Origin of the sequence: Pannonibacter indicus (assembly GCF_001418225.1) — a bacterium.
Classification (GTDB): Bacteria; Pseudomonadota; Alphaproteobacteria; order Rhizobiales; family Stappiaceae; genus Pannonibacter; species Pannonibacter indicus.
Map to the genome: position 1 here is coordinate 1 of NZ_LIPT01000034.1, position 1597 is coordinate 1597.

The window sequence follows — 1597 nt, forward strand, 5'->3', positions numbered from 1 at the left end:
CCCCCCCCTCCAAATGCGCGCTTGGCCCTTACCGCCGTCCTGTCAGCCATGCCCAGAAGCTCTGCGGTTGTTTCTTCTGTGGCTCTGCGCCTGGCGCAGGCAGGGCCATGGCCAGACGCTTAGCCTGGTCGCGCCATTCGTCACGTTCTGCCGTGGCATTGGCTAGAGCGGCCTCCAGGCTGTTCACCTTCTCCTGCAGGAGGAGGGTTTCAAGGGCTGAATCAGGGGTTTCAAAGTCTAACGTTTTAGGTGAAGCACCCCTGTTGCGCGTTACAGCCGGGAAAACCCGGAAGAGTTCGGCAGGATCGATCATGTAGCCGCCTGCATCGTTTTTTTCAGCAGATATTCTGCCGGTTTTTATAGCTCGCGTGATGGTCGGAACACTCTTCCCGGTCCGCTTTGCGGCTTCATTTGCGCTCAGTTTCATGGGGTTTCAGATCCTAACGTGTAATATAACATGTTGCGCCTCACGTTAGACGGCATGTTCACCGTTGGCGAGCGGGTAAGTCCGGCTCTAGGCCAGGGAGGGGCGGTTCGCCCTCAATGTTGCGAGGTCAGGAAAATCTGATGAGCAGCCCGAGCTATATCCGCTTCCTTGCGGGTTATGGTGTAGCCGCTCACCTGCTTCACAGGGCCGCCGGTTCGCTCGATCCAGTGCCGTTGCTCGTCCTCTCGCAGGCTGGACCACCAGACCAGAGCGGATTCCGGTTCCGGCTGGTCCTCAATGATGGGTGGGGCGTCAGTTGTCGTCTGCGGCTTCCGTCGCTGGACGCTGTGCTTGTCGTTCTCTGTCAGAGTTTCCGCCGCGTCGTGCGGGTCCTTCCAGCGCCAGTCGAACCGAACAGCATGGACCGACCGGCCCCGTTTCTCCGGCGTCATGGTGACGCTCACTGTCCCGTAATCGTTGATGGCTTCAAGGGCCGGATCAATCACGCGAGCCCTGAAATTGTTCCACCTGTCGTAAGCCCTGCTCCCCTCAACTCCCATGAGCGCCCGCAGCTCATCCAGCGTGAAGGTCCAGTAGGGACGACCGAGCCGTTTCTTGTCGCTCAGGATCGCGTAGAGCTGCCGCCCGTGGCCGGTGAGACGGTGCGCCGCGTGGGCCTCAATCTTCGTGAAATTGGCCGGAGACCGCAGCGCGTGGACGCCCGCGGGCGGGATCAGCAGGCGGGCCAGACTACCGCCTTCCGTGATGTGCCATTCAGCCAGGACAACAGCGCCCCAAGGGTCTCCCCGGTACTCTCCGGACAGTTTGACGCCCATGAGCCGGTCCAGGCATTCACGTAGCCAGACGTTATCCGAGCGCCCCCCCTCACCGCGCAGCCGAACAGTGGGGACTTCAAGCCAAACCGAGTTCGGAACTGATGCCGGTGTGTGCTGTTCATCCAGCGCGCTTGCTATCTCCCAGACGGTGGACACCATGGCCGGGGTAAGCGGCTGGTCGGAACGAAGCGTTACGGCGCTGGTGGGGACGGTAATCTTTCTCATAGACTACAATTATAACTACATTTGTAGTCCGTCAACTGTAGTCTATTACCCTCCCGGCCCTAGTCGTAACCCTCCGGCGTGTAGTCTCATACCCTCCGGCGTGTAGTCT

At 60.2% G+C, this 1597-nt stretch carries 2 protein-coding genes; both read right to left on the reverse strand.

From position 1 onward, the window contains the following. Positions 1-28: 28 nt before the first annotated feature. Positions 29-427 carry a hypothetical protein gene (locus ASC48_RS19210; protein ID WP_072242739.1) on the reverse strand — a complete coding sequence of 133 codons (399 nt, stop codon included), beginning with the start codon at positions 425-427 and terminating at the stop codon, positions 29-31. A gap of 113 nt (positions 428-540) precedes the next feature. Next, positions 541-1263 (reverse strand): replication initiation protein, encoded by a 723-nt coding sequence (locus tag ASC48_RS19215; RefSeq protein WP_167345158.1) that lies wholly within the window; start codon positions 1261-1263, stop codon positions 541-543. Positions 1264-1597 lie beyond the last annotated feature (334 nt).

What these genes read in the sequence shown, in the direction of transcription:
- ASC48_RS19215 (WP_167345158.1), bottom strand. Translation starts at nt 1,263, where the DNA reads ATGGGCGTCAAACTGTCCGGAGAGTACCGGGGAGACCCTTGGGGCGCT.
- ASC48_RS19210 (WP_072242739.1), bottom strand. Translation starts at nt 427, where the DNA reads ATGAAACTGAGCGCAAATGAAGCCGCAAAGCGGACCGGGAAGAGTGTT.